This is a genomic window from Sphingopyxis sp., assembly GCF_035998905.1.
Lineage (GTDB): Bacteria > Pseudomonadota > Alphaproteobacteria > Sphingomonadales > Sphingomonadaceae > Sphingopyxis.
The window spans coordinates 313,078-338,701 of sequence record NZ_DASYHG010000030.1 but is presented as its reverse complement, the minus strand read 5'-3'; the positions used below and the strand labels follow the sequence as shown (position 1 = coordinate 338,701).

Genomic DNA, 25,624 nt, shown 5'->3' with positions numbered 1-25,624 from the left:
ATGACGATAGTAAACGCCGCATTCAGCACGTTATGCGGGCGCGATAAACGGCAGCGAGACGCCATGGTAAGTAATTGGAAATATGAGGAAGTGGTGCCGCTTACAGGACTCGAACCTGTGACCCCATCATTACGAATGATGTGCTCTACCAACTGAGCTAAAGCGGCAACGATGGGCGCCTCTATCAGCGCCTTGGGGGGAAAACAAGCGTCCTTGCGCAAGATTCGGCGTTCGGTTTCTTTCCTGTCCCTGCTGTGCGGGAGGCGCGTGCGGAGGCCGACCTAATCCGCGCCGAGCGGCAGTTCTGTCGTCGACTTGATTTCGGATAGCGCGACCGTCGAATTGATTTCCTGCACACCGGGCAATTTGCTCAGCTGGTCGAAGAAGAAACGTTCATAGGCGTCGATGTCCTTCGCAACGATACGCAGCATGAAATCGGTGGTGCCCATCAGGACATAGGCGTCGAGCACCTCGGGAAATCCCTGGATCGTTGCACTGAACTCGTCGAGATTCGCACGCCCGTGCGCGTTGAGCTTCACTTGCGCGAAGACGTGCGCGTTGAGCCCGACCTTGCGCCGATCGACGATCGCGACGCGCTTCTTGACGAAGCCCTCGCGCTCGAGGCGATCGATGCGGCGCCAGCAGGGCGACACCGACAGCCCGACGCGCTCGGCGATTTCGGCCGTCGTTTGATTCGCGTCGCGCTGCAGTTCGCGGAGAATTTTCATCTCGAAGGGATCAAGATCGGTCATTTCATCCTCATAATGGATATATTTGGGTTGTAACATCCATTTATTGATCCGTGTTGCCGAAATGCGATCAAGTTTGCCCAAGGCAAAGATGCGACAAGCCGCTCTCATCCAGCGGAGAGTGTTTCATGGTTGTCCGTCTTGCCCGCCTGGCCCCACCGCTCGAATGCGTGCGCCTTTATGACCTCGAGGCGGGACTCGACGGCTTCATCGCGATTCATTCGACGGCCCTCGGCCCGGGGGCAGGGGGATGTCGTCTGTGGTCCTATCCCGACATGAAGCAGGCGCTCGGCGATGCCGTGCGGCTTGCCGAAGGCATGAGTTACAAGAATGCGCTTGCCGGCCTGCCACTCGGCGGCGCCAAGGCGGTGCTGCGGCGTCCCGAAGGCGAATTTGACCGGGTGGCACTGTTCCGTGCGTTCGGCCGGGCGGTCGAAAATATGGGCGGCCTCTACGTCACCGCCGAAGATGTCGGTACATCGGTCGAGGATATGCAGGAGGTCGCTTCGGTCTCGCGGCATGTCGCCGGACTGCCCGCGGTGGCGGGGCGCGCGGGGGGCGACCCGTCGCCGTGGACCGCGAGGGGCGTGTTCGAATCGATGCAGGTTGCGGCCGAATTTGCTTTGGGACGTGATCTGTCGGGGCTGACCGTCGCCGTGCAGGGTACCGGCAATGTCGGCGCCGACCTTTGCCGCCGGGTTGCCGAAGCCGGTGCGCACCTGATCATCGCCGACGTCAATCCGTCGCGCCGCGATCGGCTGAAGGCAATATATGGCGCGGCGGTCGTCGATGTTGCGGATATCGCGTCGGTCGAGGCTGACGTGTTTGCGCCCTGCGCGCTCGGCGGCGCACTCGACCGCAAGACGGTCGCGAAGCTGAAAGCAAAAGTCGTTTGCGGTGCCGCGAACAATCAGCTTGCGACACCCGATGTCGCCGCGCTGATGCTCGAACGCGGCATCGTCTATGCTCCCGACTATGTCGTCAACGCCGGCGGGATCATCAACGTGTCGGCCGAATATCTGGGCGAGGACGAGGAGGATGTGAAGCTGCGCGTCGCGGCGATCGCGCCGCGTGTCGGCGCGCTGCTCGAACGCGCGGCGCGCGAAGGGCGCTCGCCCGCGCTCGTTGCCGACGAAATGGCCGAAGAGGTCATCGCGGGCGCGCAGCGCGAGGCCGCCTGATGCACCGCTTCCGGATCGACGCGATCCTCGACCCGCAATCGCTGCTTCGCGTGACCGGCTATTTCGCGCAGCGGTCGATCGTGCCGAGCGAAATGAAAATGCACGTCCTGCCGGGCCATATGCGGATCGAGGTGACGGTGTGCGATCTCGACCCGCGGCAGGCGGCAACGATCGCGGCCAAGCTCGGCGAAGTCGTCGCGGTGACCGGTTCGGAGCTGGAAGAACTGGCCGCCTAGGGCAATGGCGGCCCGTAGCGAACGGAGCCAAGCTCAGCTACGGGCCGCAACAGTATCTCTACTGCTTTGGTAGAGTGACAGCGGGGCTTCTGTTTGGCTAGACAGGGCAGGTTCGAAACAGCGCAGCAACCACTCCGTTCATCGCCCGATATGTCCAGCCAGCCGACCCGCAAAAAGGGACTCATCATCCGCCACGTCCCCCATGAGGGGATCGCAGGCTATCGCGAACCGATCGAGGCGGCGGGGTATGAACTCGATCGCATCGACGTCGCGGATCCGGGTTTTGTTGCGGTCGATCTGCGCGAACCCGACCTCTTGATCATGATGGGTGGTCCGATGGGGGTGTATGAGCAGGATCAGCATCCGTGGATCGCGTGCCAGATGCGGCGGCTCGCCCACCGGCTCGATGCTGGGAGGCCGACGCTGGGCGTGTGCTTCGGGGCGCAGATGATGGCGGCGGCGATGGGCGCGCGCGTCTATCCCGGACCGGCGAAGGAGGTGGGCTTCCATCCGCTGAGTTTCGTCGACGCCGACTCGCCGCTGCGCCACCTCGCCGATATTCCCGTCCTTCACTGGCACGGCGATACCTTCGACCTTCCCGGCGATGTCGAACTGCTGGCATCGACCCCCGGCTATCGTCACCAGGCCTTTCGCCGCGGTCGCAATATCCTGGCGCTGCAATTCCATGGAGAAATGGGGCTCGACCCGCGGTTCGACGAATGGCTGCGTCAATGGCCCGACGCGCTGGCCGAAGCGGGCGGTTGCCCCGACGGGATGCGCGCGCTTCATCGGCGCTTCGGTCCGTCGGCGGTTGCGGCCGGACGCCGCATGATCGCCGAATGGCTCGCCGACCTGTCGGCATGACCGCGCAGCACTGACTTCAAGTTTTTCTTTGCGCAATGCGATGCGGCGATAGCTTGCCTCGCCCCGCGGTGCGTGCAAGGGCCACGCTGACAAGCGACGGGAGACGAAGGCGATGGATTTCGACGTGGTGATTGTGGGTGCGGGCCATGGCGGCGCGCAGGTCGCGGTGATGCTGCGGACGCAGAAATTTGCGGGCAGCATCGCGATCATCGGCGACGAACCCGAATTGCCCTATGAACGCCCGCCGCTGTCGAAGGAATATTTCGCGGGCGAGAAGGAATTCGAACGCATCCAGCTGCGTCCGGCGAAATATTGGGACGAACGCGAGGTGACGATGCTGCTCGGCACACGCGTCGTCGCGGTCGATCCGGTCGGCCATAAAGTCACCACCGACGCGGGCGAGGCGATCGGTTATGGCAAGCTGGTGTGGGCCACGGGCGGCGCGCCGCGCATGTTGCCGATTCCGGGCGGCGACCTTCGCGGGGTGCAGGGTGTGCGCACGCGCGCGGATGCCGACGCGATGAAGGCGGCGTCCGACACCGCACGGCAGATCGTTGTGATCGGCGGCGGCTATATCGGGCTCGAGGCGGCGGCGGTGCTCAGCAAGGCGGGCAAGAAGGTCGTGCTGCTGGAGGCACTCGACCGCGTGCTTGCGCGCGTTGCTGGCCCGGACCTGTCGCGCTTCTATGAAAAGGAGCACCGCGACCATGGCGTCGACCTCAGGCTCGGCGTGTGCGTCGATGCGATCGAAGGCGAGACGCATGTTACCGGCGTACGGCTTGCCGACGGAGAGGTCATACCCGCCGACCTCGTCATCGTCGGTATCGGCATCGTGCCGGCGGTCGAGCCGCTGGTCGCGGCGGGCGCCGAAGGCGGCAACGGGGTTCTGGTCGACGCGCTATGCAAGACGAGCCTGCCCGACATCTATGCGATCGGCGACTGCGCGGCGCATGTGAATTCCTTCGCCGAGGGCGCGGTGATCCGCCTCGAATCGGTGCAGAATGCCAATGACCAGGCGAATGTCGTTGCGAAGGGCATCGTCGGCGACGAGGCGCCCTATCATGCGATCCCGTGGTTCTGGTCGAACCAATATGACCTCAAGCTCCAGACCGCGGGGCTCTCGACCGGCCACGATCAGGCGGTGCTGCGCGGGGACCCCGCTACGCGCAGCTTCTCGGTCGTCTATCTGAAAGCCGGCCGGGTGATCGCGATCGACTGCGTCAACGCGACCAAGGATTATGTCCAGGGGCGGATGATCGTCACCGCGGGCCTCCACGCGACGCCCGAACAGCTCGCCGACGCCGAAACCCCGCTGAAGTCGCTGCTCCCGGCCTGACCCCTACCAGCGGATCGTTACCCCGACGGTGCCGCCGTAACGCCGGCTGCGCGGTCCGTCGGCGTCGAAGCCATAATCACCCTTCACATGCACCGCGACGCTGTCGCCAAGGCGTGCGATCAGCCCGGCGCCCACTTCGGCCTCGGTTCGGTCGAGGTCGGTGCGGATCGGATCGGCGCCAAAGCGCGTGTCCTGTTCACCCGAGAAGCCGTGCCACAGGCTGGCGTGGAGATAGGGCTGGATCGCGCCATATTCGCCCTGCAAGCGCAGTCCGACGCGTCCGGTGAGCGAATCGCCCGCGGCAAAATCGATCGTCGAAAAGGCGTCGGCGCGGTCGTCGAGCTTGATCCGTTGCCAGACGATCTGTGCTTGCGGCTCGAGCGTCCAGCGGTTCGACAGCGCGATCGGATACCCGGCTTCGAGCGATGCGGCCCAGCCCTTGCCATCGACGTCGATGGCTTCGCCGCTGCTCGCGGCCGCTTCGCCATCGAACCAGCTGTGCATCACGACCGCGTCGACATACCAGCCGCTTGTCCCGACCAGCGTCGCATAGCCCGCAAGGCTGGTCGCCTTGACGTCGATCTGGCCGACCGTCAGGTCGTTCCAGCCGAGCGCCCGCCCGCGGACGGTGCCATCGGTCGACGCGCGTCCGACGAAAGCGCCAAGGCGGATATGGGTGCCGCCATCTTCGCCCCAGCCGGCAAAATCCTGGCCGATCTGGAAGCCGCTGAGGTCACCGTCGAGCGAGGGGGCGACGGCGCCGTCCCATTTGATCTCGCTATTCTCGGCAAACACCCGGCCCCAGGTCGACGGAAGTATGCCGCCGCCGCGCATCAGCGCCTGTTCGCCGCGGCGTTCGTGGAAGGTGCCGAGCGTGGCGGCGGCGAGATGATGCGCGACGGGCACCGCGGCGACAAACGCCGGCACTTCGGGGCGGTAGAGCGGAACCGCCTCACCAGCCTCGGCGACAACCGGCGTGGCGTCCGGGGTCGGCGGCTCGACCACGACCACGGGGTCGGGTGAAGGGAGCGGCGCCGGCTCGGCGGGCGGTTCGGGGGGCGGGGGCGGGGCTTCGGGCGCGGGCGCGGGTGGCGGCGCGGGCGTCGTCGGCGGCGGCGGATCGGTCACCGTCACGGGCGGCGCGGGGTCGACCGGATCGGGATCGACCGGCGTCGGCTCGGGCGGAGGTGGCGGGGGATCGGGCACGGGCGGCGGCGGGGGTGCCGGCGGCTCGGGCGGGAGCGGCTCGGGCGCTGGCGCGGGCGGCGGGGTCAGGACCGGGGGCGCGGGCGCGGGTTCGGGCGGCGGCGGCGCCGCGGGCGCGGGGGGCGGCGGCAAGGTTGAGCGCAGATACCAATTCTCTCCCGTCCCGGTCGTGGTGCCGCCGCGGAACAGGAAATATTCATAGGCGCCGATGGCGACGCGATGGTTGAGCGCAAAGGCGCCGCTGGCGGTCGTGCCGCCATTGATCGCTTCGACAACGAGAATTCCGTTCAGCGCCGTGACCGCGCCGGTGCCGCCGGCGTTGAGCACGGTGACCCCCGTCGTGCCCGATGCGTTGCCGCCGTCGATCACCAGCTTGTCCGACCGCGAAGCGTCATTGCCGAGCACAGTGTCGATCAAAAGCAGGCCGTCGTTGCCGATATAATCGCCGCGTACGGTAAAGCTGTCCCCCGGCATATTGCCGCCGTTGGTCAGGTCGATCCGCCCGGCGTTGACCAGCGTCGCACGCTGGCCTGCGGCGAAGGCGGCGATGCCGCCTTGCAGCCCGCCGCCGAAGATCGAGCTCGACGCGTCGAGTTCGAAGCGGCCGGTGCCCGCTCCGGCATCGCCGAGTGTCAGGAAACCATCGAAAGTCAGTTCGCTATCGTTCGTTGCTGCAATGCTTTCCCAGCCGTCGAAGCGCGCGATGCCGCCCGTCGTCACATTGTCGAAAACCAGCGCGTCATTGCCTTCGCCGCCGGTGATCCGAGGCGACCGCCCGAGGTTCGCGGCGGTCAGGTCGGCGAGGCGCGCGCTGTCATTGTCGCCGCCCAGGTCGACCGTACCGTGCACCACGCCGCCGCCGTCCCAGACGAAGCGGTCGGTGCCGACACTCATCAGCACGTCACCGCCCACCGACCCGCCGGTGATCGTCACGCTGTCGGTGCCGCCCGACACGCTGATATTGCCGCCGATCGTGCCGCCCGACAGGATGATGGTTTCGTTGCCGAAGCCGGTGACGAGGTTGCGGTCGATTGTGCCGCCCGACATGTCGAACAAATTGTCGGCCAGCTTCATGTTGACGCGCCCGATCCGCCCGCCGGTCATCCTTGCGATGTCGCCATCGTCGAACGCGTCGACGATGCGGCCGCCCGACATGAGGAAGGTGTCGAGCGCGCCGCCCTGATTGAGGACATTGATCTCGCCGCCTGTCATCACGAAATCATCGACGCCTTCGCCCTGCTGGACCTGTCCGGCGACTGTCCCCGCGCCGATCCGGAATCGGTCGCCGCCATTGCCCTGGTCGACGGATCCGTCGATGCGCCCCGAATCCATCGCGATCGTATCGGCGCCGGCGCCGAACGTCACATTGCCGGCGATGGTCCCGGAGCCGCCCGCGGGGAACGTCAGCTGGTTGTTGCCGCCCGGGTCGTTGAGGCCGCCGGGCGAGGTGCCGCTGCTGCAGACATGCGCGTCGTTGCCGGCGGTGGGCGTGAAGACGCACTGGGCGAGGGCGGGGGCGGTTTGTCCCAGCGCGAGGCCGGCGACGGTCGAAAGCCAGATATGCTTGCGACGCAGGGGAAGGGGCACCGGCTTCGGCTGGGGGCGCGGGGGCATAAGACTTCACTCCCTTTCGGGTCAGTGTGCCCCCCTGTTCGTGCAGGCTATAAAGCGAATATTGCCAAATTGCTAAGCGTCGCCGGGCGGTTCGTCGCCGAGTGCCTTTTTGAGCGTCGCCTTGATGTTCCGGAGCAGGCGGCGCAGCGCGACGATCACGACGACGGCGGCAACCGCGAGCAGGATCGCGATGACGATCGCGAGCGGCGGATAGGCGATGGCGAGTGCGAGGAGGCCGCCCGTCGCGACATCTTCGCCGGTCGAAACGGCCGCATTGCTGAAGGGTTCGGGGCTGACGTTGACGACCGCGCGCGTCGTCGCTTTTGCGCCATGGCTCAGCAAGGCGCCGCCGCCGCCCAGCAGGAAGGCGATCACCTGCCAGGCAGGATCGGAGGAATCGACGAGCGCGAGTGCGAGCAGCGCGCCGCCGAGCGGGCGGATGATGCTGTGCACCGTATCCCAGATCGAATCGACCCAGGCGATCTTGTCGGCGAGGAATTCGGCGAGCGTGCCGACCAGCGCGACCCCGAGGACCCAAGGGTTGGCGAGCACCTGCAGCGCCGCGAGATGTTCGGGCAGCGGAAGCCAGCCGAAGTGCATCGCAATCCCGGTCGCCAATATGGTGAGGTAAAGCCGCCAACCGGCCAAAAGGCTCAGGCTGCCCGCGACGCCCAAAATCTCGACGATTCCCAAAGCCCTGCTCCCCGCCGTTGATCTGTCCGGCATCTTGCACCCGCCGAAGCCTGCCCGCAATGGCGAGATGACAAGGCGGATCAGCGCGGTTATCGCCTGTACCATGACCCAGAATATTCCGCCGTCAGCCCCGCCAGCGAACCTGCCTGAGGGCGCCATTCCCGCCGCGACGCTCGTCATCATGCGCCCGTCCGAAAACGGCGGAGCCGACGAGATATTGATGGTCAAGCGGTCGACGACGATGGCGTTTGCAGCCGGTGCGGTCGTGTTCCCCGGCGGCCGCGTCGATCCCGACGACTATCTGGTGGCGCGCCAGCACGGCTTTGGTGTGGATGACGCCGACGGTGCCGGTCGCGTCGCCGCGCTGCGCGAGACGCTGGAGGAAACGGGGCTCGCGGTCGGCTGGCCCGGGCTGGCGGAGGACGATGTTGCGGGGGTGCGCCAGGCGCTGCTCGCCGGGACCCTGCTTTCCGACATCCTTGCGGCGCGGGGCGACCGAATCGCATTGGAATCATTCGTTCCCTTCGCGCGCTGGTGCCCGAATTTCAAAGAGGCGCGGACCTTCGATACGCGATTCTATGCGGTGGCGGCGCCGCCGCACGGTCATGAGCTGACGGTCGAGGAAGCCGAGCACAGCCATATTTTCTGGGCGAGCGCACAAGACACGCTGGCGATGGCCGACCGGGGCGATGTGTCGGTGATTTTCCCGACCCGCCGCAACCTCGAGCGCCTCGCGCAAGTTGCCGACTTTTCGGGCTTTTCTGCGCACTCCAGCCAGTATCCGGTCGAACTGATCACGCCGTGGGTCGAAGAGCGCGACGACGGGACGCATCTGTGCATTCCCGCGCATCTGGGATACCCCGTCACGAGCGAAAGCTTCGATCGCGTACGGCGCGGATAAACGGCGTTCGGGCGAACAACTTTTTCCCTATTTAGCAATTTGCTAAGAATTGGCGGACTAGGGCAAAACGTCGTTGCAATTGCTGAAGCCTGTGCCTAAGAAGGCCGGGCAGAAGCAGACCGGGGGATTTTCCCTTGGTGTGATTCGACAAGACTAATCCAGTGGACGGAGAAAATGATGAACCTGCTTAAGAAGGCTGCGATCTCTCTCGCAGCGACCTCGATGATCGCGGCGCCGGTTGCGGCGTCGGCCGCTCCCGCAGCCAATGCAGCTTCGGCCGTTGATGGCCAGAGCGAGCTCGAAGGCAGCACCAGCTGGATCATCGCTGTCCTCGCTCTCGTTGCTGTCGTTGGCGGCATCATCATCGCGTCGGACAACGACGACGATTCGCCGACCAGCCCGTAATCGACGGCTGATCGATACCGATACCAAAAGGCTCCGAGCTTCGCTCGGGGCCTTTTGTGCGTCTGGAGCCGGCGATTTCAGTAGGCCTTGCCCTTGGCAAGCCCTGTCCGCGGCCGGGGGATGACCCGGCCGCTTGGCAATCAGATATCGAGGTTCCGAATGGCGCGCGACCGTGCGAGCGGGATTGCTTGCCGCGCGCGTTCGGTTGCGGCGCTGTCGATCGGGGCCAGCCGGATCGCATAGCTTTCGTCGCTTGTGCTGCCCGTCGCGCCGGCATCGGCGAGGACGCCGCCCCACGGATCGATCGCGATGCTGTGGCCATAGGTCTGCCGCCCGTCGGCGTGCGTGCCGCACTGTGCCGCTGCGACGACATGGCATCCCGTCTCGATCGCGCGCGCGCGCATCAGGACGTGCCAATGCGCCTCGCCGGTCGATACGGTGAAGGCAGCAGGAATCGCGATTAGTGTCGCACCGCGGTCGACCAGCGCGCGATAGAGTTCGGGAAAGCGCAGGTCATAACAGACGCTGAGCCCCAGCCGCCCTAGCGGGGTGTCGACGACCGCAAGCGTATCGCCCCCGGCATAGGCGGCCGATTCCTGCCAGTTCTCGCCCGAGGGCAGGGTGACGTCGAACATATGGACCTTGTCGTATCGCGCGACGATGCTGCCGTCGGCGGCGATGATATGGCTGCGATTGACCCGCCGTTCGCCATCGTCGGCGAGGAGCGGCATCGAACCCGAATGCAGCCACAACCCGTGTTTCCGCGCCATCGCCTGGAGCGCGGCGGGCCAGGGGCTATCGGCTTCACGCGCGATGTGCGCCGCCGATCGCGCGCGGTCGCGGTCGAGCAGCAGCGACATTTCGGGAAGGAAGGCCATCGCCGCGCCGCCCGCGGCGGCTTCGCCCATCGCGCGGTCGATCGTCTGCAGGTTGGCGGCGGGGTCGATCCCGCTCGTCATCTGGATCAGCGCGGCGAGCGGGGCGGCGGGTGGGGGCGGTGTCTCCATGGCATCTGGCTAAGCTGCGGCGGCGCCGAGGACAAGCGCGGCGGTGTGACAGTTCAGTGGCCAGCAAGGTTCGAAGGCGATAAGATGGACCAATGTTCTATTCTCCCGCGCGCCAGCCGCTTCGTTTTGCTCCCTCGCTTCTTCTCGCCGGCGCCGCCGCGCTGCTTCTGGTACCGCTTGCGGCCGACGCGCAGACCGGCGCTCCGGTCGCCAAAGCGCAAAGCCAGGCGAAGAACAGCGACTGGCTCTATGTCGGCAGCGACATCCCCCGCGATACTGCGTGGCAATTCGGCGTGCTCCCCAACGGGGTGCGCTATGCGGTCCGGAACAACGGGGTGCCCCCGGGGCAGGTGTCGATCCGTGTCCGCATGGACGTCGGTTCGATGTTCGAAACCGAGAAGGAGCGCGGCTATGCGCACCTCCTCGAACATTTGACCTTCCGCGGGTCCGAACATATCCCCGACGGCGAGGCAAAGCGCATCTGGCAGCGCTTCGGTGTGACCTTCGGTAGCGATTCGAATGCGCAGACGACGCCCACGCAGACGGTGTACCAGCTCGACTTGCCCAGCGTCACCGCAGCCAATCTCGACGAGAGCATGAAATTGCTGTCGGGCATGATCCGCGAGCCGCGTATCTCGGAACTGGCGGTCGCCGCCGAACGCGGCGTGGTGATGTCGGAACTGCGCGAATCCGACGGGCCGCAAAAGCGCATCGGCGACGCGACCAACGCCCATCTCTTTGCGGGGCAATTGCTCGGCGACCGTTCGCCGATCGGCACGACGGCCTCGCTGGGGAAGGCGAGCGCGACGTCGGTCGGTGCGTTCCATAATCGCTGGTATCGCCCCGACCGCGCGGTGGTGGTGATCGTCGGCGACGCCGATCCGGCGGTGCTCGCCGGACTGGTCGCGAAATATTATGGCGACTGGAAAGCCGACGGCCCCAATCCCGCCGATCCCGATTTCGGCAAGCCCGACCCCAAGCAGCCCGCCGCGCGCGAGATCGTCGAGGCAAACCAGCCGCTCGCGCTGACGCTGGCGATGGTGCGGCCCTGGAAAAAGCGCGTCGACACGGTCGAAAATACGCGGCGGCTCTACCTCGAATTCATCGCGCAGGCGCTCGTCAACCGCCGGCTGGAGAATCGTGCGCGCAGCGGGGGCAGCTATCTCGTCGCGACGGTCGAGCAGGAATATGTCAGTCGCAGCGCCGATGTGACGATGGCGTCGATCGTTCCCTTGAGCGACTGGAAGGCGGCGCTCGCCGACGTGCGCGGGGTGATCGCCGACGCCACGAAAAACCCCCCGTCGCAGGCGGACATCGACCGCGAAGCCAATGAGATACAGGCTTTTCTGGTCAAGGAATTCGAAAATGCCCGCAACGAGCCCGGCGCGCGGCTGGCCGACGACATGGTGCGCGCGGTCGACATCAACGAAACGGTGACCAGTCCACAGGGGCAGGTCGACATGTTCAAGGCGATCCGCGCCTCGGCGACGCCGAAGGTGATGCTCGACATCAGCAAGGCGATCTTTGCCGCGCCCGTGACGCGCGTCGTGCTGACGGCGCCGACTGCGGCGGGTGGCGACGCCGCAGTGCTCGCGGCGCTGAAAGCGCCGGTGACGGCGCGCGACGACCGGCTGGCGACGGTGAAGGCCGATTTCAAACAGCTTCCAGCAGTCGGTCAGCCGGGGACGATTACCTCGACCAATCCGATCCTCGGACTCCGCGCCGAACGGATCGAATTCGCCAACGGCGTGACCGCGCTTGTGTCGAACAACAAGGTCGAGCCCGGCAAGGTGCGCGTCAACGTGCGCTTCGGTACCGGCAATCGCAGCGTCGCCGCCGATGCACCGAACCTTTTGTGGACCGGCGACTATGCGCTCGTCGCGAGCGGTATCGGGCCGTGGGGGCAGAATGAGATCGACCAGCTCACCAACGGGCGGCAGATCCAGATGAACTTCGCGATCGACGATGATGCGTTCGAACTGTCGGCTGAAAGCAAGCCCGCCGACCTCGCTGACCAGATGCGGCTCATGGCGGGCAAGCTGGCGCAGCCGCGCTGGGACCCCGCACCGATCGAGCGGCTACGGATCGGCTATCTCACCGGATACAATCTCAACGACGCCACGCCCAATGCGGTGCTCGACCGCAATCTGCGCGGCTGGCTGACGAATAATGACGCGCGCTGGGCGGCACCCGACAAGGCGCAGATCGAGGCGCTGACGCCGGCGGCTTTCCGCGCTTTCTGGGAACCGCGGCTCGCCAGCGGGCCGATCGAGGTGCAGATTTTCGGCGATCTTGAAACCGTCGACTACAAGAAGATCCTTGCGGAAACACTCGGCGCGCTGCCGCCGCGCCAGACCTTGGCACCGCCCGCGGGCCAGCGCGTCGATTTCGCCAAACATGTGACGGCGCCCGAGATTGCCTATCACCGCGGCGAACAGGGGCAGGCTGCTGCTATGACGGCCTGGCCGACCGGCGGCGGCCTTGCCAACCTGCGCGATGCGCGCGGGCTCGAGGTGCTGGCTGCGATCTTCAATGATCGCCTGTTCGATCGCCTGCGCGCCGAACAGGGGGCAAGCTATGGCCCCGTCGTCGACAGTCATTGGCCGACCGGGTTCGACAGCGGCGGTTACCTGCTCGTCGGCAGCCTGCTCGCGCCGAAGGATCTTGACCGCTTCTATGGCATCGCCCGCGACATCGCCGCCGACCTCGTGGCGCGCCCGGTCAGCGCCGACGAGCTGACGCGCAACGCCGTGCCGATCCGCGAACAGGTCGCGCGGGCATCGACGGGCAATGTCTATTGGATGTTCCTGCTCGAAGGTGCGACGCGCGACCCGCGCGTTGCCGCCGCCGCGCTGTCGATCCAGGACGATATTTCGGCGGTCACCGCGGCCGATGTCCAGCGGCTTGCACGCCAATATCTGACCCCCGCGCGCCAATGGTCGCTGGCGATCCTTCCCAAGGGGATGACGCTGGCCGATGCGTCGGCGCTGGGCGCCGCGGCACCGGCACCCGCCGCTGCAGCGCCGGTCGGCGGGCGCTAAGGCGGTCGCGCTAAGCCGCCGGGGGACGCGTCCGGCGAATGCGCGGCTCGTGATCGAGTTCGCCCTTGGTCATGATGTCGTGGCGCATCTTCGCACGCACATCGTGGATCGAAGCGATCACGGGACCCATCGCGACGCCGAGGTCGATAAGCACCGCTTCGGCGAGTTGCAGCGAGCTTTCGAGCGTCTCGGGGACGGCGTCGTTGGCGCCGGCGCGATAAAGCGCCGCGGCATGGTCGGCGTCGCGCGCACGGCTGATCACGGGCAGGTCGGGATATTTCTGTTTCAGCTGCCGCGTCATGCGCAGCTGCTGCACCGGGTCGTCCATCGTCAGCACGATCGCATTGGCGCTTTCGATCCCCAGCCGGTCGAGGCTTCCGGGCCGCGCGACGTCGGCGAAGCGGACGCTGAAGCCGTCGCGCCGCGCCGCGGCGACAGTGTCGATGTCGGCATCGACCGCGATATAGGGCCGGTCGTGCTGGCGCAGCAGTTCGGCGATGGTGTGGCCGACGCGGCCGAAGCCGACGATCACGGTGCGGCCCTCGGGCGTTTCCTCGGTCTGCGCGTCGCCTGATCGCATTTCGATCCGCCGCGCCATGTCGTGGCCGATCCGCGCGAGGAGTGGCGTGATCGTCAGGCCGATCGCGGTAACCAGCTGCCAGAATTCGGCGGTGGTGCGGCTGATAAGCTGTGCCTGCAGTGCGGTCGCGAGCACGATCAGCGTGGTTTCAGAGGGGCTGGACATCAGCAGGCCGACCTCGGCAGCGGTGCCGCGCCGCGCCACCCCTGAAAAGCGGAGCAGCGCTGCGGTGACGACCGCCTTGACGAGCACCACCCCGATCACGGCGGCAATCAGCTGCGGCCAGAGCGCGGCGATCGTTTTTAGGTTGAGCCCCATGCCGACGCTGATCAGGAACACCCCGAGCGCGAGCCCCTTGAACGGCGCGGTAATCGCCTCGACCTCGTTATGATATTCGGTTTCGGCGATCATCAAGCCGGCGAGCAGTGCGCCGACGATCGGCGAAAGCCCGACCGCGGCGGTCGCAAGCGCCGCGACGATGACAACGAGCAGGCTGGCGGCGAGGAAGAGTTCGGGGTCCTTCGCGCGAGCCGCCTGCGCAAAGATCCTCGGCAGCAGGAACCAGCCGCCGATCGCGAGGCCGGCAACGACGACGACGCCCTGCCACAGCGTCGTGAGCAGCAATTCGGCACTGTCGCCCGAGGCGGCGGGTGACAGGGCGGCGAGGATGAATATGATGGGGACGAGTGCCAGATCCTCGAACAGCAGCATCGAAAAGGCCGATTTGCCGACCGCCGACTTGGTGCCCGCGATGGGGAGCACGAGGGCGGTCGACGACAGCGCGAGCGCGATGCCGAGGCCATAGGCGGCAGCGGTCGACAGGTTGCCGACAAGCAGCAGCGCGGTGCCGAGGATCAGCCCGCACAGGGTCAGTTCGGCAGCGCCGATCCCGAACACCAGCTTGCGAAGCTGCCACAGGCGGCGGAACGACAGTTCGAGCCCGATCGAGAAGAGCAGGAGGATGATACCGAGTTCGGCAAATAGCGCGATTTCCTCGGCCGACCCGATCGTGAGGTGGCGCAGCCAGGGGTAGTCGCCGGTCAGCGACCCCAGTCCCGATGGCCCGACGAGCAGGCCGACGAGGATGAAGCCGATCACCGGCGAAATCCGGAAGCGCGCGAACGCGGGGATGATGACGCCTGCGGCGCCCAGCACCACCAGCGCGTCGCCGATGAGCGAGGTTTCTGTCTCCGATACCATAAGGGCCGACCTTATGCAGGCCGGCCCCGATTGGCTAGACGTCTAACCCAACCTTTTTGGTTGTTATCAGCTGCCCATCTTGGCTTCTAGATTCTCGACGATCGCCTCGAAGAAACCTTCGGTGGTCAGCCAGTTCTGGTCGGGACCGATCAGCAGCGCCAGATCCTTGGTCATCTTGCCGCTTTCGACCGTCGCGACGCAGACCTTTTCGAGGTCGTCGGCGAATTTGACCAGCTCGGCGTTGCCGTCGAGCTTGCCACGGTGCTTGAGGCCGCCGGTCCAGGCAAAGATCGACGCGATCGGGTTGGTCGAGGTTGCCTTGCCCTGCTGGTGCATACGGTAGTGGCGCGTCACGGTGCCGTGCGCGGCTTCCGATTCCACCGTCTGGCCATCGGGAGTCATCAGCACGCTGGTCATCAGGCCGAGCGAGCCGAAGCCCTGTGCGACGGTGTCCGACTGGACGTCGCCGTCGTAGTTCTTGCAGGCCCAGACGAACTTGCCGCTCCACTTCAGCGCCGAGGCGACCATGTCGTCGATCAGGCGGTGTTCGTAGACGATGCCGATTTCGTCGAACTTTGCCTTGAATTCGTTGTTAAACACTTCTTCGAACAGGTCCTTGAAGCGGCCGTCATAGGCCTTGAGGATCGTGTTCTTGGTCGACAGATACACCGGCCACTGGCGCGCGAGGCCATAGTTCAGGCTGGCACGCGCGAAGTCGCGGATCGAATCGTCGAGATTGTACATGCCCATCGCGACGCCCGACGACGGGAACTGGAACACTTCCTCGTCGATCAGCGTGCCGTCTTCGCCTTCGAACACCAGGCGCAGCTTGCCGGGGCCGGGGACGCGGAAATCAGTCGCCTTATACTGGTCGCCGAACGCGTGGCGGCCGACGACGATCGGGTCGGTCCAGCCGGGAACGAGGCGCGGGACGTTCTTCATCACGATCGGTTCGCGGAACACGACGCCGCCGAGGATGTTGCGGATCGTGCCGTTCGGCGACTTCCACATCTTCTTCAGGCCGAATTCCTCGACGCGCGCTTCGTCGGGGGTGATCGTCGCGCACTTCACGCCGACGCCATATTTCTTGATCGCGTTCGCGGCTTCGACGGTGATTTTGTCGTCGGTGCGGTCGCGTTCCTCGATGCCGAGGTCGTAATAATGAAGGTCGATGTCGAGATAAGGCAGGATCAGCCGCTCGCGGATCCATTGCCAGATGATCCGGGTCATTTCGTCGCCGTCGAGTTCGACGACCGGGTTGGCTACCTTGATCTTGCCCATGCTTTCAGCCTTTTTCCTTGGGGAGTCGGAGTTGCAGCGGGCCTTAGGCAAAGCGGGGCGATTGATCAACTGCCCCGTCGCAACCGCGTTCGTACCCGGATGGCAACGATCGCGGCGCCTTATCCATTGTCAGTATAGAAGCGGCACCCTAGAAGATCGGCCCATGTCCCATATCATATCCTCGAACCGTCCCGGTGGCGGCATCAAATGGCACTGGCCCTCGGTTCATCCCGAAGGCCGCAAGTTCCTGTTAATCGCCGGTATCGTGACCCTCTGCTTCTGGCTGCTCGGCTGGGAGATCGTCGGCTGGCTGATGCTCGGTTTGACGATCTGGGTCGGCGCCTTCTTCCGCGATCCGGTTCGCGTGACCCCGGCCGGCAGCGATGTGATCGTCGCGCCCGCCGACGGGCTGATCACCCAGATCGCCGAAGTGCCGCCGCCGCCCGAGATCGCCGGGGCCGACGGGCTGGGCGCTGCGCCGATGCTGCGCGTATCGATTTTCATGAGCGTCTTCGACGTCCACATCAACCGCACCCCCGTCGCGGGGACGCTGCGCAAGCTCGTCTATATTCCCGGCAAATTCCTCAATGCCGACCTCGACAAGGCGAGCGAAGAGAATGAGCGCCAGCATTTCGTCGTCGAACGCGCCGATGGCGTGCGCATCGGCTTCACCCAGATTGCGGGTCTCGTCGCGCGGCGCATCATGCCCTTCGTCACGATGGGCAACGAACTTACCACCGGCCAGCGCGTCGGCCTGATCCGTTTCGGCAGCCGTGTCGACGTCTACCTCCCCGTGGGAACGACCCCGCAGGTGCTGCTGGGACAGCGCACGCTGGCGGGCGAGACCGTCGTGGCGCGGATCGGCACGGCGGAGACGATCGAAGGCATCGGACAATAAGGTGGCGGACGGCCCGCCGATCGACGACGGACAGGTGACGCCCGATGCGGCGGGGCGCCGCATCGCGGGGCTCAGCCTGCGCGCCTTCGCGCCCAATGCGATCACCATCCTCGCGCTCTGTTCTGGGCTGACCGGCGTCCGCTTCGCGATCGGCGGCGAATGGGCCGCGGCGGTGACGATGATCATTGTCGCCGGTGTGCTCGACGGTATGGACGGGCGCATCGCCCGGCTTCTGCGCGCGCAGAGCAAATTCGGCGCCGAACTCGATTCGCTGTCCGACGTGATCGCTTTCGGTGTCGCGCCGGCGATGATCCTGTTCCTCTGGTCGCTCGCCGACGCGCCCAAATTCGGCTGGACCGCGGCGCTGGCGCTCGCGGTATGTTGCGCGCTCCGCCTCGCGCGCTTCAATTCGCGGATGGACGCCGATTTTCAACCGCACAAGTCGGCGGGCTTCATGACCGGCATTCCCGCACCGGCGGGGGCAGGGCTGTCGTTCGTGCCCGTTTATCTGTGGCTGGTGACCGGCAACGACCTGTTCCGCGAATGGTATGTCGTCATGCCTTGGGCGCTCGGCGTCGCGATGCTGATGATTTCGGCGATCCCGACCTATAGTTGGTCGTCTATCCGGCTCCGTCGCTCGTGGCGGCTGTTCGCGCTCGCGGGCGTCGGTCTGCTCGGCGCGGCGCTCGTCACCGCGCCGTGGCAGACATTGCTCGCGGTGTGCGCGCTCTACCTCGTGCTGCTGCCGTTCGGCATCGCAAGCTATGCGAAGGTCAGGCGGCGCGGCTGAGCGCCGGCTGCATGCGAACCGCGGCGCGAACGGGGCGCGAGGCATCGCGGCGCGCCCGCGAACGGCGCAGCGTCACCGTCTGCGATGCGGGTCCGGGCTGCGGCGCAGCATCGGCAGGGAAGGCGCCTTCGCCGAGGAGCGCCGAGAGAATCGCATTCTCGTTATTCTTGAGCATGGCCAGGATCACCGTGACGCCGAGACCGGCGGCGAGGGCGAAGAGGAGAGCGGCTGCGACCTGAACCATGATCTTGTCCTTTCGGCTTTCGTATGCGAAACCTTTGATTAACCAGCGACGGTTTCCATGGTTCTTTTGTTCCATGTTCTTGTTTTGTTCTCAACTATTTTGCGACGAACGGAGTCGCTTTGTCGCCGAATTGAGTCTGCGGCCCGCTTCGGTTGAACCCGAAAATGTACGCGTTGCCCTTGCTTTTGGCGTCCAAGCCCGCTAACGGGCCGCCCATTCCACATGGAAGGCGCACATACCGGTGCCGGGATCATCCTCAAGCGGATGCCTCGGTTCTTGCTTTCCAGAGGACTAACCGGAAGGAGAAAGACTATGGCGGCACCTGTCGTCACGATGCAGAATCTTATCGAAGCTGGCGCCCACTTCGGCCACCAGACCCACCGTTGGAACCCGCGCATGAAGCCGTACATCTTCGGCGCGCGCAACGGCATCCACATCCTCGACCTGTCGCAGACCGTGCCGCTCTTCGCGCGCGCACTCGACTTCATCGCGTCGTCGTCGGCGGCCGGTGGCAAGGTCCTGTTCGTCGGCACCAAGCGCCAGGCGCAGGGGCCGATCGCCGATGCGGCCCGCGCTTCGGGTCAGCACTTCGTCAACCACCGCTGGCTGGGCGGCATGCTCACCAACTGGAAGACGATCTCGAACTCGATCAAGCGCCTCAAGACGCTCGAAGAGCAGCTTTCGGGTGACACCTCGGGTCTCACCAAGAAGGAAGTGCTCAACAAGACGCGCGAGCGCGACAAGCTCGAAATGTCGCTCGGCGGCATCCGCGACATGGGCGGCATCCCCGACGTGATGTTCGTGATCGACGCGAACAAGGAAGAACTGGCGATCAAGGAAGCCAACGTCCTTGGCATCCCCGTCGTCGCGATCCTCGATTCGAACGTCTCGCCCGACGGCATCGCTTTCCCGGTTCCGGCCAACGATGACGCCGCGCGCGCCATCCGCCTGTACTGCGATGCGGTTGCCCAGGCGGCAACGCGTGGCGGCCAGCAGGCCCGCGCCAACCGCGGCGAAGACCTTGGCGCTGCTGTCGAGCCGACCGCCGAACCCGTTCTGGTCGAAGAAGCCGCCGCTCCGGTGACCGAGGACGAACAGGTCCCGGCCGAAGCTGCCGCCGAAACCGAACGTCAGAGCGACGCATAATCGCTCTCGGGCATGACGGGACGGCGGGCTGCTTCCAGTGGCCGCCGTCCCTGTCATCCCGTTGACTTATCGCCCCGCCATGCGCGCGGGCGTCCCGCGGGCCAGATGGGCTCGCCCCTTTTGAAAGGAATATCCCATGGCTGAGATTACGGCCGCCCTCGTCAAGGAACTGCGCGACCGCACGGGCGCAGGCATGATGGACTGCAAAAAGGCGCTCGCTGAAAACAATGGCGACATCGAAGCGTCGATCGACTGGCTGCGTACCAAGGGCCTCGCCGCCGCCGCCAAGAAGGCTGGCCGCGTCGCCGCCGAAGGCCTCGTCGGCTTTGCGACCGAGGGCGCGAAGGGCGCGCTCGTCGAAGTGAACAGCGAAACCGACTTCGTCGGCAAGAACGAGCAGTTCCAGGAATTCGTCCGCGACGTGACGCAAGTCGCGCTTGCAGGCAGCATCACCGACATCGACGCGCTGAACGCTGCGGCCTATCCGACCGGTGGCACCGTCGCGGAAAAGCTGACCAGCAACATTGCGACGATCGGTGAAAACCAGTCGCTGCGCCGCAGCGCGGTCGTCTCGGTCGGCTCGGGCGTTGTCACCGGCTACGTCCACAACGCCGCCGCCCCCGGCATGGGCAAGATCGGCGTGCTGATCGCGCTCGAATCGACCGCCGGCGCCGACGTTCTCGAACCGCTCGGCAAACAGCTGGCGATGCACGTGGCCGCGGCGAACCCGCTGGCGCTGAACGGCGACGACCTCGACGCCGACCTCGTCGCGCGCGAACGTGCGATTGCCGAAGAAAAAGCAGCCCAGTCGGGCAAGCCCGCCGAAATCGTCGGCAAGATGGTCGACGGCGCGATCGCCAAGTACCGCAAGGAAAATGCGCTGCTGTCGCAGCTCTTCGTGATGGACGGCAAGACCCCGGTCGCCGAAGTCGTCGCCGCCGCCGGCAAGGATGTCGGCGCGACGATCACGCTCAAGGGCTTCGTTCGCTTCCAGCTCGGTGAAGGCATCGAGAAGGAAGAAAGCGACTTCGCGGCGGAAGTCGCGGCGGCCGCTGGCGTCTGATAAAAGATACGCGCGATTGCAGCGCTGCGGCGCCGCAGTCCGCTTGGCAATGGCGCGTACTCTGACTAGGGTGCGCGCCATTCGCTTATTCATCGATTACATAAGGTTCCCCCGACTATGGCTCTGCCCGGCATGAAACGTATATTGCTGAAACTGTCGGGCGAGGCATTAATGGGTTCCAGCCCCTTTGGGATCGACCCCGAAACGGTCGCGAGCATGGCCGCCGAGGTCAAGGAAGCGAAGGGCCGCGGGCTCGAAATCTGCCTTGTTATCGGTGGCGGCAACATCTTTCGCGGCATGGCGGGCGCTGCCAAGGGCATGGACCGCGCGCAGGCCGACTATATGGGGATGCTCGCAACCGTGATGAACGCGCTGGCGATGCAGAATGCGCTCGAACAGCTTGGCGTCGAAACGCGCGTCCAGTCGGCGATCGAGATGGACAAGGTGTGCGAACCCGTCATCCGCCGCCGGGCCGAGCGCCATATGGAAAAGGGCCGCGTGGTGATCTTTGCCGCAGGTGTCGGTGCGCCCTATTTTACGACCGACAGCGGTGCCGCGCTCCGCGCCGCCGAAATGAAATGCGACGCGCTGCTGAAGGGCACGAGCGTCGACGGCGTCTATAACGCCGATCCCAAGAAGGATCCGAACGCGGTCCGTTACGACACGTTGAGCTATGACCGCGTGCTCGCCGACAATCTGAAGGTGATGGACGCGAGCGCGGTGGCGCTGTGCCGTGACAATCATATCCCGATCGTCGTGTTCAACATTCGCGAACCCGGCAATCTGGCGCGCGTGCTGGCGGGCGAGGGTGTTTCGACCGTCGTCGGCGACGCCGCCTGAACAGAATAAGAGAGGAAAGACAGATGGCGAAATATGACAAGGCCGATCTCGAACGCCGTATGCACGGTGCGGTGGAATCGCTGAAGAGCGACCTCGCGGGTCTGCGCACCGGCCGAGCGCACACCGCGCTGCTCGATCCGGTGACCGTCGAGGTCTATGGCAGCCACATGCCGCTCAACCAGGTTGCCTCGGTCAGCGCGCCCGAGCCGCGGATGCTGTCGGTGCAGGTGTGGGACAAGTCGAACGTGGGCCCCGTCGACAAGGCGATCCGCTCGGCCGGGCTCGGGCTCAATCCGATCGTCGACGGTCAGATGCTGCGCCTGCCGATCCCCGAAATGACGCAGGAGCGCCGCAAGGAGTTGTCGAAGCTCGCCGGCCAATATGCCGAAAAGGCGCGCGTCGCGGTCCGCAACGTCCGCCGCGACGGCATGGACAACCTCAAGGCCGATGAGAATAAGAAGGAAATCAGCGAGGACGATCGCAAGCGGTCGGAAACCGAAGTCCAGAAGCTGACCGACGCGACGATCGCCGAAATCGATGCCGCGGCGACCGCCAAGGAAAAGGAAATCCTGGGCTAGTGGATCGGTCGGTTTCCGGGACCTTGTACAGATTATGACGACACCAGCCGCCAGCCACGGCGCACGCCATGTCGCCATCATCATGGACGGCAATGGCCGTTGGGCCAAGAAGCGCCTGCTGCCCCGCGTCGCCGGGCACAAGGCCGGGGTCGAGGCGGTGCGCACGATCGTGCGCGCCGCGGGCGACCTCGGCATCGAGGCGATGACGCTCTACGCCTTCAGTTCCGAAAACTGGAAACGGCCCGAGGAAGAGGTCAACGACCTGATGGGGCTGATGAAGCGCTTCATCCTGTCCGACCTCGACGAATTCGCCGCGAACGATGTGAAGCTGAAGGTCATCGGCAACTGGCGCGCGCTTGCACCCGATGTCGTCGCGCTGATCGAAAATGCGCTGACACGCACCTCGGGCAACAAGCGCACGACGCTCGCGGTCGCGCTTAACTATGGCGCGCAGGACGAGCTGGTGCGCGCGGCGACCGCTGCGGCCGCATCGGGTGAGATCACGGCCGATGCGATCGAGGCGAACCTCGATACCGCGGACATGCCGCCGCTCGACCTGCTGATCCGCACGTCGGGCGAGGTGCGGCTGTCGAATTTCCTGCTCTGGCAGTCGGCCTATGCCGAGCTTTATTTCACCGACAAATTGTGGCCGGATTTCAAACCGGCCGATCTGAAAGCGGCGCTCGACCATTTTGCGCGCCGCGATCGCCGTTACGGGGGACTTTAGGGCATGGCGGCAGCGGGCAAATCGGACCTGTGGGTGCGGATCGGATCGGCGATCATCCTGTTCGCGATCGCGGGCACCGCACTGTGGTTCGGCGGCATCGCCTTTGGTCTGCTACTGCTTGTTGGCGGTGCGCTCGTCCTCGTCGAATGGTTTCAGCTCGTCAAGCGGATGACGCTGGGCGGCGGGACCAAGACTGCGCTCAACATCCTCGGCCCGGTGCTCGTCCTCGGCGCGATGGCAGGGCTGTGGTTCATTCGCGATCATCTGGGCGTTACCGCGGCCCTCTGGGTCTTCGGCATGGTCTGGGCGACCGATATCGGCGCCTATTTTGCCGGTCGCGCCTTTGGCGGCGCGCGCCTTGCGCCCAAGATCAGCCCGTCGAAGACCTGGTCGGGACTGATCGGCGGCATGATCGCGGCGCTGATCGCCAGCGCCACCATCGGCGACCGCGCGGGTATAGTCGGCGTGCCTTTGTGGATCGGCCTGTTCATGGGGCTGCTCGCGCAGCTCGGCGACCTCGCGCAAAGCTGGATGAAGCGCCGCGCGGGGGTCAAGGATTCGGGCAAGCTCATCCCCGGCCACGGCGGCCTGTTCGACCGCGTCGACGGCGTGCTGCCGGTCGCGCTGCTGCTCGGCGCGCTGGCGTTTGCAGGGCAGATCGCCGTGCGGGCGGCGGGCTGAGATGACGCGCCGCCTCTCGCTGTTCGGTGCGACAGGATCGGTCGGGCAATCGACCCTCGACCTTGTGCGGCGCGACGGAGAGGCGTGGGCGGTCGGGGTGCTGACCGCCAACAGCGACGTCGCCGAACTGGCGAAGCTTGCGAAGGAATTCCGCCCCGATATCGCGGTTATCGCCGACGAGGCGCTTTACGGCGCGCTCAAGGAGGCGCTTGCGGGCGCGGGCATCGAAGCCGCGGCGGGCGCCGATGCGCTGGTCGAGGCGGCGAGGCGTCCGGCCGATCTCGTAATGGCCGCGATCGTCGGCATCGCGGGGCTGGCGCCGACGATGGCGGCGCTCGAAGCCGGAACCGACGTCGCGCTTGCCAACAAGGAAGCGCTCGTGTCTTCCGGCGAGCTGATGACCGCGGCTGCGCGCAAGTCGGGCGCGACGATCCTGCCCGTCGACAGCGAGCATAATGCGATCTTCCAGTGTCTCGCGGGCGGGCGCATCGACCAGGTGCGCCGTATCATCCTGACCGCAAGCGGCGGCCCGTTCCGCACGATGAGCGCCGCCGACATGGCCCTCGTGACCCCGGCGCAGGCGGTCGCGCACCCGAACTGGTCGATGGGCGCGAAGATCAGCGTCGATTCGGCGACGATGATGAACAAGGGCCTCGAACTGATCGAGGCGCACCATCTGTTCCCCGTCGGGCTCGATCGGATCGAGATCCTCGTCCACCCGCAATCGGTGATCCACAGCCTCGTCGAATATATCGACTGCTCGACGCTGGCGCAGCTTGGCTCGCCCGACATGCGCATCCCGATCAGCAGCGCGCTTGCCTGGCCGCAGCGGATGGCGACGCCGTGCGCGCCGCTCGACCTCGCCAGCATATCGCGGCTCGATTTCGAGGCGCCCGACGAGATACGCTTTCCCGCGACCGCACTCTGCCGCGCCGCAATCGCCGAAGGCGGCGCGCGCCCCGCGCAGCTCAATGCCGCGAACGAGGTGGCGGTCGCCGCCTTCCTTGCCGGCCGCATTTCCTTCCCGGCGATTGTCGATACGGTGCGCCGGGTGATCGATGCGGCGGCCCCGGCGGTCCCGGCCTCGCTTCAGGACATATTCAGCGTCGATGCGGCATCGCGCGCGGCTGCCCAATATTTTGTGGACCAATTTGAACATGCTTGAGACCCCGGGTTTCGCTTTTACCGTCCTCGCTTTCCTGCTCGTGCTCGGCCCGCTCGTGTTCGTGCACGAATATGGCCATTACATCGTCGGGCGCTGGTGCGGGGTAAAGGCCGACACCTTCTCGATCGGTTTCGGGCGCAAGGTCCTCGGCTGGAGGGACAAGCGCGGCACCGAATGGAAGATCGGCTGGCTGCCGCTCGGCGGCTATGTCCAGTTCGCGGGCGACCGCGACGCGGTCAGCCAGCCCGACGCGACCTGGCATCAGCTACCGGCGGCCGAAAAATCGCACACATTCCCCGCGCAGCCGGTGTGGAAGCGCTCGTTGATCGTCGCCGCGGGACCCGTTACCAATTTCCTGTTCGCGATCCTGATCCTCGCGGGCTTCGCCTGGGCCGGCGGCAAGCCGGTGACGCCGCCTGTCGCGGGCGGGATCGAGGCCGGATCGGCGGCGGCCGCTGCCGGTCTGCGTATCGGCGACCGGATCGTCACGATCGACGGGCGGCCGATCGAGACCTTCGGCGACATCCCGATGGCGGTCGCGCATCGCCCGGGCGAAGCGATGCAGGTGCGCGTCCTCCGCTCCGGAAGCGAGCGCACCGTCGAGCTGACGCCGCGGCTGATCACCGAGAAGGACCCGTTCGGCAAGGAATATGAACGCGCGATCATCGGCCTCGCGCCGCCACCGCCGCAGTTGCAGCCGGTGTCGCTGCTCGAAGCGCCCGCAGTCGGCCTGCACCAGACCTGGCAGATCGTCCGGCAGACGGGCGAGGTGCTGGGCCAGTTCCTGACCGGGCGCCGGTCGATCAAGGACATGAACGGTCCGGTCAAGATCGCCGAGGTTTCGGGGCAGGCAGCGACGCTGGGGCTGGCGTCGCTGATATTCTTCATCGCGCTGATTTCCATCAATCTGGGGTTCATCAACCTCTTGCCATTGCCGATGCTCGATGGTGGCCATTTGCTATTCTATGCCTATGAAGCGATCCGCCGGCGCCCCGCGCCGCTGCAGGTGCAGGAATGGGCGTTTCGGTTCGGCTTTGCAGCGGTTGTCACGCTGATGCTGGTCGTAACTTTCAACGATTTGGCCTCATTGGGCCTGTGGGACCGGATCGCGCGCTTGATTGGCTAGCGAGTCTGGGGCAGGGAGTTGCGCGCGAACCTGCGGTCAGGCGGGTTTGTCGCTTTCGAGTTATTTTTTCGG

The 25,624-nt window shown here is 65.7% G+C and carries 24 protein-coding genes and 1 tRNA gene; 17 read left to right on the top strand and 8 right to left on the bottom strand.

Annotation, left to right across the window (positions count from 1 at the left end; genetic code table 11):
* Positions 1–91: 91 nt before the first annotated feature.
* Both VGN62_RS21100 and VGN62_RS21095 read right to left on the bottom strand, forming a co-directional pair.
* Positions 92–167 (bottom strand) — tRNA-Thr (locus VGN62_RS21100).
* Between the two features lie 114 nt (positions 168–281).
* On the bottom strand, positions 282–752 hold the full coding sequence (locus VGN62_RS21095) for an Lrp/AsnC family transcriptional regulator (RefSeq protein ID WP_327457774.1): 471 nt from the start codon (positions 750–752) through the stop codon (positions 282–284).
* A 125-nt stretch (positions 753–877) separates the two neighbouring features.
* On the opposite strand from VGN62_RS21095, the gene VGN62_RS21090 reads away from it, so the two are divergent.
* From VGN62_RS21090 to VGN62_RS21075, 4 genes are all read left to right on the top strand, one after another.
* Positions 878–1,930 carry a Leu/Phe/Val dehydrogenase gene (locus tag VGN62_RS21090; RefSeq protein WP_327457662.1) on the top strand — a complete coding sequence of 351 codons (1,053 nt, stop codon included), beginning with the start codon at positions 878–880 and terminating at the stop codon, positions 1,928–1,930.
* Complete coding sequence (locus VGN62_RS21085) at positions 1,930–2,166, top strand: hypothetical protein (RefSeq protein ID WP_327457660.1); 237 nt, start codon at positions 1,930–1,932, stop codon at positions 2,164–2,166. The genes VGN62_RS21090 and VGN62_RS21085 overlap by 1 nt, the downstream gene beginning before the upstream one ends.
* A gap of 150 nt (positions 2,167–2,316) precedes the next feature.
* On the top strand, positions 2,317–3,030 hold the full coding sequence (locus VGN62_RS21080) for a glutamine amidotransferase (protein ID WP_327457658.1): 714 nt from the start codon (positions 2,317–2,319) through the stop codon (positions 3,028–3,030).
* A 112-nt stretch (positions 3,031–3,142) separates the two neighbouring features.
* Positions 3,143–4,366 (top strand): NAD(P)/FAD-dependent oxidoreductase, encoded by a 1,224-nt coding sequence (locus tag VGN62_RS21075; protein WP_327457656.1) that lies wholly within the window; start codon positions 3,143–3,145, stop codon positions 4,364–4,366.
* Between the two features lie 3 nt (positions 4,367–4,369).
* Here VGN62_RS21075 and VGN62_RS21070 read toward each other — a convergent pair whose 3' ends face one another.
* Positions 4,370–7,186, bottom strand: a complete 2,817-nt coding sequence (locus VGN62_RS21070; RefSeq protein WP_327457654.1) for an autotransporter outer membrane beta-barrel domain-containing protein — start codon at positions 7,184–7,186, stop codon at positions 4,370–4,372.
* A 72-nt stretch (positions 7,187–7,258) separates the two neighbouring features.
* Positions 7,259–7,879, bottom strand: a complete 621-nt coding sequence (locus tag VGN62_RS21065) for a DUF4126 domain-containing protein (protein WP_327457652.1) — start codon at positions 7,877–7,879, stop codon at positions 7,259–7,261.
* Between the two features lie 103 nt (positions 7,880–7,982).
* Between VGN62_RS21065 and VGN62_RS21060 the strand changes: the two genes are divergently transcribed.
* Together VGN62_RS21060 and VGN62_RS21055 are read left to right on the top strand one after the other, a co-directional pair.
* A complete protein-coding gene (locus tag VGN62_RS21060) occupies positions 7,983–8,780 on the top strand; it encodes an NUDIX hydrolase (RefSeq protein ID WP_327457650.1) in 798 nt (265 codons plus the stop codon).
* A gap of 177 nt (positions 8,781–8,957) precedes the next feature.
* Entirely contained in the window at positions 8,958–9,185 is a 228-nt protein-coding gene (locus tag VGN62_RS21055; protein ID WP_327457648.1) for a hypothetical protein, read from the top strand.
* Positions 9,186–9,325: 140 nt separating this feature from the next.
* Here VGN62_RS21055 and VGN62_RS21050 read toward each other — a convergent pair whose 3' ends face one another.
* The gene (locus VGN62_RS21050) at positions 9,326–10,192 is read right to left on the bottom strand and encodes a carbon-nitrogen hydrolase family protein (RefSeq protein WP_327457646.1); all 867 of its coding nucleotides are present in this window, start codon (positions 10,190–10,192) and stop codon (positions 9,326–9,328) included.
* 92 nt (positions 10,193–10,284) lie between these two features.
* Between VGN62_RS21050 and VGN62_RS21045 the strand changes: the two genes are divergently transcribed.
* Positions 10,285–13,233 carry a M16 family metallopeptidase gene (locus tag VGN62_RS21045; RefSeq protein ID WP_327457644.1) on the top strand — a complete coding sequence of 983 codons (2,949 nt, stop codon included), beginning with the start codon at positions 10,285–10,287 and terminating at the stop codon, positions 13,231–13,233.
* A gap of 10 nt (positions 13,234–13,243) precedes the next feature.
* On the opposite strand, the gene VGN62_RS21040 is transcribed toward VGN62_RS21045, so the two are convergent.
* Positions 13,244–15,013, bottom strand: a complete 1,770-nt coding sequence (locus tag VGN62_RS21040; RefSeq protein ID WP_327457641.1) for a cation:proton antiporter — start codon at positions 15,011–15,013, stop codon at positions 13,244–13,246.
* Positions 15,014–15,079: 66 nt separating this feature from the next.
* Positions 15,080–16,294, bottom strand: coding sequence for an NADP-dependent isocitrate dehydrogenase (locus VGN62_RS21035; protein ID WP_327457639.1), 1,215 nt, complete (start codon positions 16,292–16,294; stop codon positions 15,080–15,082).
* A gap of 163 nt (positions 16,295–16,457) precedes the next feature.
* Between VGN62_RS21035 and VGN62_RS21030 the strand changes: the two genes are divergently transcribed.
* Together VGN62_RS21030 and VGN62_RS21025 are read left to right on the top strand one after the other, a co-directional pair.
* A complete protein-coding gene (locus VGN62_RS21030; RefSeq protein WP_327457637.1) occupies positions 16,458–17,192 on the top strand; it encodes a phosphatidylserine decarboxylase in 735 nt (244 codons plus the stop codon).
* Between the two features lie 34 nt (positions 17,193–17,226).
* Entirely contained in the window at positions 17,227–17,982 is a 756-nt protein-coding gene (locus VGN62_RS21025; RefSeq protein ID WP_327457772.1) for a phosphatidylcholine/phosphatidylserine synthase, read from the top strand.
* Here the strand turns inward: VGN62_RS21025 and VGN62_RS21020 are convergent.
* Entirely contained in the window at positions 17,966–18,226 is a 261-nt protein-coding gene (locus VGN62_RS21020; protein WP_327457635.1) for a hypothetical protein, read from the bottom strand. The genes VGN62_RS21025 and VGN62_RS21020 overlap by 17 nt on opposite strands.
* Before the next feature lie 312 nt (positions 18,227–18,538).
* On the opposite strand from VGN62_RS21020, the gene rpsB reads away from it, so the two are divergent.
* From rpsB to rseP, 8 genes are all read left to right on the top strand, one after another.
* Positions 18,539–19,372, top strand: a complete 834-nt coding sequence (gene rpsB / locus VGN62_RS21015) for a 30S ribosomal protein S2 (protein WP_327457633.1) — start codon at positions 18,539–18,541, stop codon at positions 19,370–19,372.
* A 136-nt stretch (positions 19,373–19,508) separates the two neighbouring features.
* Positions 19,509–20,435 (top strand): translation elongation factor Ts, encoded by a 927-nt coding sequence (gene tsf, locus VGN62_RS21010; protein ID WP_327457631.1) that lies wholly within the window; start codon positions 19,509–19,511, stop codon positions 20,433–20,435.
* Positions 20,436–20,552: 117 nt separating this feature from the next.
* Positions 20,553–21,275 carry a UMP kinase gene (gene pyrH / locus VGN62_RS21005; RefSeq protein WP_327457629.1) on the top strand — a complete coding sequence of 241 codons (723 nt, stop codon included), beginning with the start codon at positions 20,553–20,555 and terminating at the stop codon, positions 21,273–21,275.
* Between the two features lie 23 nt (positions 21,276–21,298).
* Complete coding sequence (gene frr, locus VGN62_RS21000) at positions 21,299–21,853, top strand: ribosome recycling factor (RefSeq protein WP_293646677.1); 555 nt, start codon at positions 21,299–21,301, stop codon at positions 21,851–21,853.
* A gap of 34 nt (positions 21,854–21,887) precedes the next feature.
* Positions 21,888–22,580 (top strand): polyprenyl diphosphate synthase, encoded by a 693-nt coding sequence (uppS, locus tag VGN62_RS20995; RefSeq protein WP_327457624.1) that lies wholly within the window; start codon positions 21,888–21,890, stop codon positions 22,578–22,580.
* A 3-nt stretch (positions 22,581–22,583) separates the two neighbouring features.
* Complete coding sequence (locus VGN62_RS20990; RefSeq protein WP_327457622.1) at positions 22,584–23,261, top strand: phosphatidate cytidylyltransferase; 678 nt, start codon at positions 22,584–22,586, stop codon at positions 23,259–23,261.
* A gap of 1 nt (position 23,262) precedes the next feature.
* Entirely contained in the window at positions 23,263–24,426 is a 1,164-nt protein-coding gene (locus tag VGN62_RS20985; RefSeq protein ID WP_327457620.1) for a 1-deoxy-D-xylulose-5-phosphate reductoisomerase, read from the top strand.
* Positions 24,419–25,552 (top strand): RIP metalloprotease RseP, encoded by a 1,134-nt coding sequence (gene rseP / locus VGN62_RS20980; protein ID WP_327457618.1) that lies wholly within the window; start codon positions 24,419–24,421, stop codon positions 25,550–25,552. Before VGN62_RS20985 ends, rseP begins: the two co-directional genes overlap by 8 nt.
* Positions 25,553–25,624 lie beyond the last annotated feature (72 nt).

What these genes read in the sequence shown, in the direction of transcription:
- VGN62_RS21030 (WP_327457637.1), top strand. Translation starts at nt 16,458, where the DNA reads ATGTCCCATATCATATCCTCGAACCGTCCCGGTGGCGGCATCAAATGG.
- VGN62_RS21055 (WP_327457648.1), top strand. Translation starts at nt 8,958, where the DNA reads ATGAACCTGCTTAAGAAGGCTGCGATCTCTCTCGCAGCGACCTCGATG.
- VGN62_RS20985 (WP_327457620.1), top strand. Translation starts at nt 23,263, where the DNA reads ATGACGCGCCGCCTCTCGCTGTTCGGTGCGACAGGATCGGTCGGGCAA.
- VGN62_RS21040 (WP_327457641.1), bottom strand. Translation starts at nt 15,013, where the DNA reads ATGGTATCGGAGACAGAAACCTCGCTCATCGGCGACGCGCTGGTGGTG.
- rseP (WP_327457618.1), top strand. Translation starts at nt 24,419, where the DNA reads ATGCTTGAGACCCCGGGTTTCGCTTTTACCGTCCTCGCTTTCCTGCTC.
- pyrH (WP_327457629.1), top strand. Translation starts at nt 20,553, where the DNA reads ATGGCTCTGCCCGGCATGAAACGTATATTGCTGAAACTGTCGGGCGAG.
- VGN62_RS21035 (WP_327457639.1), bottom strand. Translation starts at nt 16,294, where the DNA reads ATGGGCAAGATCAAGGTAGCCAACCCGGTCGTCGAACTCGACGGCGAC.
- frr (WP_293646677.1), top strand. Translation starts at nt 21,299, where the DNA reads ATGGCGAAATATGACAAGGCCGATCTCGAACGCCGTATGCACGGTGCG.
- VGN62_RS21080 (WP_327457658.1), top strand. Translation starts at nt 2,317, where the DNA reads ATGTCCAGCCAGCCGACCCGCAAAAAGGGACTCATCATCCGCCACGTC.
- VGN62_RS21045 (WP_327457644.1), top strand. Translation starts at nt 10,285, where the DNA reads ATGTTCTATTCTCCCGCGCGCCAGCCGCTTCGTTTTGCTCCCTCGCTT.
- VGN62_RS21090 (WP_327457662.1), top strand. Translation starts at nt 878, where the DNA reads ATGGTTGTCCGTCTTGCCCGCCTGGCCCCACCGCTCGAATGCGTGCGC.
- VGN62_RS21060 (WP_327457650.1), top strand. Translation starts at nt 7,983, where the DNA reads ATGACCCAGAATATTCCGCCGTCAGCCCCGCCAGCGAACCTGCCTGAG.
- VGN62_RS21020 (WP_327457635.1), bottom strand. Translation starts at nt 18,226, where the DNA reads ATGGTTCAGGTCGCAGCCGCTCTCCTCTTCGCCCTCGCCGCCGGTCTC.
- VGN62_RS20990 (WP_327457622.1), top strand. Translation starts at nt 22,584, where the DNA reads ATGGCGGCAGCGGGCAAATCGGACCTGTGGGTGCGGATCGGATCGGCG.
- VGN62_RS21085 (WP_327457660.1), top strand. Translation starts at nt 1,930, where the DNA reads ATGCACCGCTTCCGGATCGACGCGATCCTCGACCCGCAATCGCTGCTT.
- uppS (WP_327457624.1), top strand. Translation starts at nt 21,888, where the DNA reads ATGACGACACCAGCCGCCAGCCACGGCGCACGCCATGTCGCCATCATC.
- rpsB (WP_327457633.1), top strand. Translation starts at nt 18,539, where the DNA reads ATGGCGGCACCTGTCGTCACGATGCAGAATCTTATCGAAGCTGGCGCC.
- VGN62_RS21075 (WP_327457656.1), top strand. Translation starts at nt 3,143, where the DNA reads ATGGATTTCGACGTGGTGATTGTGGGTGCGGGCCATGGCGGCGCGCAG.
- tsf (WP_327457631.1), top strand. Translation starts at nt 19,509, where the DNA reads ATGGCTGAGATTACGGCCGCCCTCGTCAAGGAACTGCGCGACCGCACG.
- VGN62_RS21070 (WP_327457654.1), bottom strand. Translation starts at nt 7,186, where the DNA reads ATGCCCCCGCGCCCCCAGCCGAAGCCGGTGCCCCTTCCCCTGCGTCGC.
- VGN62_RS21095 (WP_327457774.1), bottom strand. Translation starts at nt 752, where the DNA reads ATGACCGATCTTGATCCCTTCGAGATGAAAATTCTCCGCGAACTGCAG.
- VGN62_RS21050 (WP_327457646.1), bottom strand. Translation starts at nt 10,192, where the DNA reads ATGGAGACACCGCCCCCACCCGCCGCCCCGCTCGCCGCGCTGATCCAG.